Below are 6,632 nucleotides of genomic sequence, written 5' to 3'. Positions count from 1 at the left end.
ACAAGCTTCGCGACATATTCTCGGTACTCTAAAGACTTTCTTTTCATGTGGACACGTCCCCTAAATTAGTTTTGTTTAAGTATAAAGAATTCTCACAAGGATGTCTCCACTTTTAAGACTAATTTAAAAAATCCACTCATTCTGAGCGAAGATAAGAATCTTTGAGCGTGGAACGATAATTCTGAGCGTAGCTCGAAGATTTTGAGCGAAACGAGAGTCATTTTGAGCGAACGTGTAACAGATAAAAGAACACGTACCGTAAAAATTGCTTGCGTCCTTCTAATACCAATAAAGAAAAGGCTGACACTAAAAAGGTCTCCTTACGTGCCTTTTTAGTGTCAGCCCTATTTCGTTTATTCCGATTGATCTTTCATATATTCCTCAAAGCTCTTATCCGTTGAAACAACTTTAATCTTTGTACCTATTTTTATTTTGCTGTAAATCTTTTGTACATCTTTTTCATACATCCTGATGCAACCTGCCGTTACAAACCTTCCAATCGAAGAAGGATTGTTGTTTCCGTGAATTCCAAATGTACGTCCGTCTGTGTTATTTGCATCAAACCCAATCCAACGAGTTCCAAGCGGATTTGATTTGTCTCCTCCTGGTATATCTTTTTTTCGATAATAAGGATCTACTGCCTTGACTGTAATTGTAAATTGTCCCTCTGGTGTTAATTCACTTGATTTACCAGTCGCCACCTTATAGACTTCGGTTATTTTCCCTTCTTCTATAAGGGCGAGTTTGTTGCTCGTTTTGTTAACAATGATATAGGGGTCTCCGAGGGCTTCGGCATTTCCTAACGGCCACAAAGGTGATAAAAACAATAGAAAAACAATTTTGATGTTTATCATGGCATTCACCCTGTCTCTTTTTCATTTAGTATTTGTCAAGACAGGGGTTCTCATGAATGTGGTTTAAATCTTTTTTTAATTAGCAAATAATCCTCTATATCTTGAAGCAATCGATACAGTTTTGACCGTGTTTCGAATTCCTGTCTGTCTTTCGGCAAGTGCATATCCCGAAACTCCTGCCTCATTCTTTCCAAGTCATCCAAGAACAAAGCTGCTGTATTTCCCGGGTGCACCGCTGCGCCCAACCGCTCGAAGAACTCGCCCAATTTTTCTCCTTGAATATAGGATTTATCAATGGAAGATAGAATAGGCAACATCCGCTGAATGATCTCAAACTGCTTTTCTCTCATTTTAAAATAGTAATAATACTGGTTTTCATAACGGATAAAGTGATTTTCAATATCACGAAACGCAAGACTCTTCGCACGAGAGATCAGATCTGCACATTCTGTAATTTCTTTTCCATCCCATGCGTGATTGTTGTGAGCGAGGTAAAGGTGAAATTCATGAAAAATTTTCTTGTATTTAATCTCCAGCTCTTTCTGCATGTCTTGTAGTGTCTTTTCCATCGATGGCATGTATAGATTCATTATGAGGCCTATTCCGATTCCAATGATTATGATACTTACTTCGTTAAGAACGATGGACCAGGAGATTTTCTGCAGTGTATACAGATGCAAAACGATAACCGAAGAAGTAATGATACCTTCTTTTAGGTTTAAGGCAACTATAGTTGGTATGAACAAGATCAACAATAAAGTTAACGCATAAAAATGATAGCCGACTAACGTAAAAATAGCCGCACCGAACAAGATTCCTAATAGGCATGCTGCAAACCGCTCCCATGAACTGATCACCGAGCGTTTTTTTGTGATTTTGATACAAAGAATCGTTAATATACCGGCTGACGTATAAAAATCAAGCTTTAGCCATTCTGCAATACCTATTGCAAGGCCTGCTCCTATAGCGGTCTTTAAAGTCCGGTATCCGATTGTAAATTTCATCCAATAGACATCCTTTCATGCTACTTTCTTCATCTTTTCCCACATTCAAAATTTCTAATTATGTTTAAAACAAAAAAGGACCTCAGCTTGAAGTCCTTTCGTCATTATAGCACTTTTTCTAAGAAAGCTTGAGCTCTCTCTGTCTTCGGATTCTCAAAAAATACAGCAGGATGTTCATCTTCTACCAACTTACCGTCATCCATGAATAGAACACGATCAGCTACCTCTTTAGCGAATCCCATCTCATGGGTTACGATAATCATCGTCATCCCTGTTTTCACTAGGTTCTTCATAACTTGCAGCACTTCTTTAACCATCTCAGGGTCCAAAGCTGAAGTCGGTTCATCAAAGAGCATAATATCAGGTTTCATCGCTAAAGCTCGTGCAATTGCAACACGCTGTTTCTGGCCGCCAGACAACCTTGATGGATAGGCATCGGCTTTGTCGGAAAGTCCAACAGCTTTCAGCAAGTCTAGCGCATTTTTCACTGCGTCCTTTTTGCTCGTTTTTAAAACCTGCTGAGGAGCAAAAGTGATATTCTCTAAGACCGTCAGATGAGGAAAAAGGTTAAAATGCTGAAATACCATTCCAATCTTTTTACGAAGATGATTTTCTAGCTGTTTTATCTCTTTTCCTTCTATTTTGATCGAACCGGCATTATGAGTCTCCAAGAGGTTCAAGCAACGTAGAAACGTAGATTTACCTGATCCAGAAGGGCCAATTACAGCAATCACTTCACCTTTGTTGATGGTAGTCGTAATACCTTTTAAAACTTCATTGTACCCAAAGCTTTTTCTTAATCCATTAACATCAATCACTTTTGGCGAGCCTCCTCTCCATCACACGTCCTGCCATGGTTAACAACATCACAAGTAGATAATAGATCAATCCTGCGAGCAGCAATGGTTCAAAAAATCGATAGTTGCTTGCTCCAACGATTTGAGCACGTCTCATAATATCGAGTGCCCCAATGACAGATACAATCGCAGATTCTTTCGTAAGCGTTATGAACTCATTCATAAGGGCAGGTAAAATATTTTTCATCGCCTGAGGCAAAATGATTTTCAGCATCATCGTACGATATGGTACACCTAAAGCGACAGCTGCTTCTTTCTGCCCCTTATCAACCGCATTGATCCCTGCTCGAATGATTTCTGAGATATAAGCTGCTGAATTTAGAGCAAATGTAAGTACCCCTGCTGAAAATGCACCGATATCCATCCCAGTCAGCTGCGGGACTGCATAATAGATGATCAGCATCTGTAAAATTAATGGTGTTCCTCTAAAAACAGATGTATAAGCATCTGCAAACCACCGTAGGATGGTAACTCTTCCAATCTTAAATAAGGCAAGTACGGTTCCCCATAAGAAGCCAAGTACTAATGAAACCGCCACAAACTGCAACGTAACCCATATTCCATACAAAATATAAGGAATAGAAGGCACGAGCTGGGCAAAATCCAAGTTCATGCCTATCACTCTCTTTCTTTTCTATTTATTTTCTATTTTTGTACTCCGAACCATTTTTCAACGAGTTTGTCTAACGTGCCATCTTCTTTCATCTTCTTAACCTCTTTATTAAATTCGCTAGTCAATTCACTGTTTTTCGGAAATGCAATTGCTGAACCTGCTGCATCGGTATTCGGCAAAGCAAATGATGAAAGTTCTTTATTCTTCTTTAAGAACTCAAACGCAACTGCATCTTCAATAATCGCTGCATCAACGCGGTTAGATTTCATTTCTTGGACCAATTCAGTTACTTTGTTGCGCTGAACAACTTCAAATTTATGATCTTTTAACAGCTTGTCCGCTTCTTTTTCTTGGATAGAAGCAAGTTGAACGCCTAGTGTCTTCCCTTCAAGATCCCCAACCGTTTTGATTGATTTGTCTTTCGTTACGATCAATTGTTGTGCTGCATAATATTCATCTGAGAAATCAACCGTTTTTTTACGCTCTTCATTTGGTGTCATTCCTGAGATAACAAAATCTGCTTTTCCACTGTCTAATGCAGGGATGAGGCCGTTAAAATCCATATCCTTAATTTCTATTTCATAACCTAGCTCTTTTGCAATATGATTAGCTACATCTATATCAAACCCTACGGTATCTCCGCCTTTTGCTGTATCTACATATTCATACGGCGGATAATCAGCTGAAGTAGCCATAATTAACTTTTTCCCGGAAGCATCACTACCTGTTTCCGAGGAGCTTTTTTCTTCAACTGCTCCACACCCGGCTAGAATAGCGATAACTATGATAAAATAAATACTTAACAAATTACGTTTCATCGTGCATATCCCCTTATACATGTTGTTATAATTATTCGTTAAAATGAATATTAACACATAAATACTCAAAACTAAGTATTTTAATAATTCTGAATGTATTTTTATACAAAAGAGGGAGATCCAATCTGGAATTTGGGGAAGTGGTTCAGGGGGCAAGTATCGAAAAAAGAGATACCGTTTACGCTGTAATCTTAAATGATTTTGATTCAGAATGGAAAAGACTTTCTGCCAGATGGAGGTATAAACGAACGAGAAGATCAAGGGCAGCCTATTGAGAGAATGCTTAGAGGAAATGGGTATTCAGACAAAAAGAGCACATAATGAATAATGGGTATTTTTATGCAGAAGAGCCCGAAAAATATATAAAACCTCCAATTTAAGTAGATCACGAACTAGTGTGGATGGGACTTGAAGAGGCAAAAAGAACGCTTTTTCATGTTTCACATGTCTGGGCAGTCGAGCAAGTATTCCATTTCCGATGATAAGGTATAGAAGTCTATAGAAATTTCATAGGCATCCTATAAAAATAAGCTGCCCCAGAGTGTGATAGAGGCAGCTTATTCCATAATTAATCTTCTTTTTTGCAATACTCTTTAAAAGCACTTCTTAATTTATTTACGACTTCCATTGGTTCGTGCCCTTCGATCTCATGACGTTCTACCATCGTTTGAATCTCTCCATCTTTTAAGAGAGCAAATGAAGGCGAGGAAGGAGGATAACCAGTAAAATAAGAACGTGCCTTCTCAGTGGCTTCTTTATCCTGACCGGCAAAAACAGTAACGAGATGATCTGGACGAACATCTTGTTTTACTGAATATGCAGCCGCTGGACGTGCGATTCCACCTGCACATCCGCAAACGGAATTAATCATCACAAGTGTTGTGCCTTTTTTGTTAAATGCATCTTCTACTTCTTCAGGTTTAAAAAGCTGTGTATAGCCAGCTTCAACCATTTCTTTACGAGCCGTCTCTACTACATCATTGAATAAATTGAATTGAAAGTTCATTTCTTCAGCTCCTTTCCTTCTTATTGTACTCAATAAAAGCAATATAAAAAAGAAAAATGCCGTACATGTACGGCACTTTTCTTAGGGGGTTATGGGGTTTGGAGGTGTTGATGTTAAACTCTACCCCCTTTTTAACCTGTGTAAACCATATTTTTGATGATTTTTAATAAATAGATGTGTTTTCTTTCGTCATGTTTTCAAGACGTTCTTTTACACGTGCTAAGAAACGACCACAAACAAGTCCGTCAAGCACACGATGATCCAATGATAAGCAAAGGTTAACCATATCACGTACTGCAATCATCCCATTATTCATCACTACTGGACGCTTCACAATAGATTCCACCGAAAGAATCGCTGCTTGAGGGTAGTTAATGATTGGTGTAGACATCACAGATCCAAATGAACCTGTATTGTTTACTGTAAATGTGCCACCCTTCATATCATCGCCTGAAAGTTTATTCGTTCTTACTTTATCTGCAAGCTCTTTAACATCTCGAGCGATTCCTTTGATCGACTTTTCATCTGCATGCTTAATAACTGGCACATAAAGCGCATCATCAGTAGCTACCGCGATGGAGATATTAATATCTTTCTTCTGAATAATCTTATCTCCCGCCCACATTGAATTTAATTGCGGGAATTCTTTTAACGACTCAACGACTGCTTTGATGAAGAAAGGCAAGAACGTAAGGTTGTAGCCTTCTTTTGATTTAAAATCACCTTTTACAGAATTACGATATTCTACAAGGTTCGTAACATCTACTTCAACCATCGTCCAAGCATGCGGTGCTTCATGTTTAGAACGAACCATGTTTTGGGCGATCGCTTTACGGATGCCTGAAACAGGAATTTCTACATCCCCAGGCATCGATTCAACCTGGATCGGTTTTAGGCCGGATGTTGTTTCTTTTGACTGTGGAGCAGCTTCTTGTTTTGTTTCAGAAGCAGCCGGAGCTGACACAGCTGCTGGTTTGCTATCTGCAGTTGGAATCTGACCAGAATCAATGATCTTCTGCAGATCTTTTCTTGTAATCCTTCCGCTTTGGCCCGTTCCTTCTACTTGGCTCAAGTCAATTCCGTGTTCAGATGCCATGCGGACAACAGCTGGTGAATAACGGCCTCTCGCAGCTGTATCTTTTTTCGGAGCAGCTGTTGTGTTACCTGTTTGAGCAGGTGCTTCAGCAGTCTTTTCTTCTTTTTGAGCAGGTTCTGCAGAACTGCTGCCTTCTTCTGTATCGATATAACAGATCAGCTCACCTACAGATAAAGTATCTCCTTCTCCAGCAACAAGTTCTTTGATTGTGCCGCTAAATGACGATGGGACTTCCGCGTTTACTTTATCTGTCATCACTTCTGCTAACGGATCATACTTTTTAACTGTATCACCTGGCTGTACTAGCCATTTACTGATCGTTCCTTCTGTTACGCTTTCCCCTAATTGAGGCATGGTAATTTGTTGAGTAGCCATTTAAGTTCC

At 39.2% G+C, this 6,632-nt stretch carries 7 protein-coding genes; all 7 read right to left on the bottom strand.

Annotated elements, in window-relative coordinates; all coding sequences use genetic code 11:
- Positions 1–353: 353 nt before the first annotated feature.
- The 7 genes from M3206_RS01620 to M3206_RS01590 all read right to left on the bottom strand — a co-directional run bounded on the left by M3206_RS01620 (position 354) and on the right by M3206_RS01590 (position 6,623).
- Positions 354–854, bottom strand: a complete 501-nt coding sequence (locus M3206_RS01620) for a L,D-transpeptidase (RefSeq protein WP_251310745.1) — start codon at positions 852–854, stop codon at positions 354–356.
- A gap of 50 nt (positions 855–904) precedes the next feature.
- Entirely contained in the window at positions 905–1,858 is a 954-nt protein-coding gene (locus M3206_RS01615; protein WP_251310744.1) for an aromatic acid exporter family protein, read from the bottom strand.
- A gap of 104 nt (positions 1,859–1,962) precedes the next feature.
- A complete protein-coding gene (locus M3206_RS01610; RefSeq protein ID WP_251310743.1) occupies positions 1,963–2,676 on the bottom strand; it encodes an amino acid ABC transporter ATP-binding protein in 714 nt (237 codons plus the stop codon).
- Entirely contained in the window at positions 2,669–3,328 is a 660-nt protein-coding gene (locus M3206_RS01605; protein WP_251310742.1) for an amino acid ABC transporter permease, read from the bottom strand. Before M3206_RS01605 ends, M3206_RS01610 begins: the two co-directional genes overlap by 8 nt.
- Positions 3,329–3,360: 32 nt before the next feature.
- Positions 3,361–4,146, bottom strand: coding sequence for a transporter substrate-binding domain-containing protein (locus M3206_RS01600; protein ID WP_251310741.1), 786 nt, complete (start codon positions 4,144–4,146; stop codon positions 3,361–3,363).
- A 568-nt stretch (positions 4,147–4,714) separates the two neighbouring features.
- A complete protein-coding gene (locus M3206_RS01595) occupies positions 4,715–5,152 on the bottom strand; it encodes a BrxA/BrxB family bacilliredoxin (protein WP_251310740.1) in 438 nt (145 codons plus the stop codon).
- A 163-nt stretch (positions 5,153–5,315) separates the two neighbouring features.
- A complete protein-coding gene (locus M3206_RS01590) occupies positions 5,316–6,623 on the bottom strand; it encodes a dihydrolipoamide acetyltransferase family protein (RefSeq protein ID WP_251310739.1) in 1,308 nt (435 codons plus the stop codon).
- Positions 6,624–6,632 lie beyond the last annotated feature (9 nt).

This window comes from Fictibacillus phosphorivorans, assembly GCF_023715845.1.
GTDB lineage: Bacteria > Bacillota > Bacilli > Bacillales > Fictibacillaceae > Fictibacillus > Fictibacillus phosphorivorans_D.
This window is presented reverse-complemented; position numbering and strand designations above follow the sequence as displayed.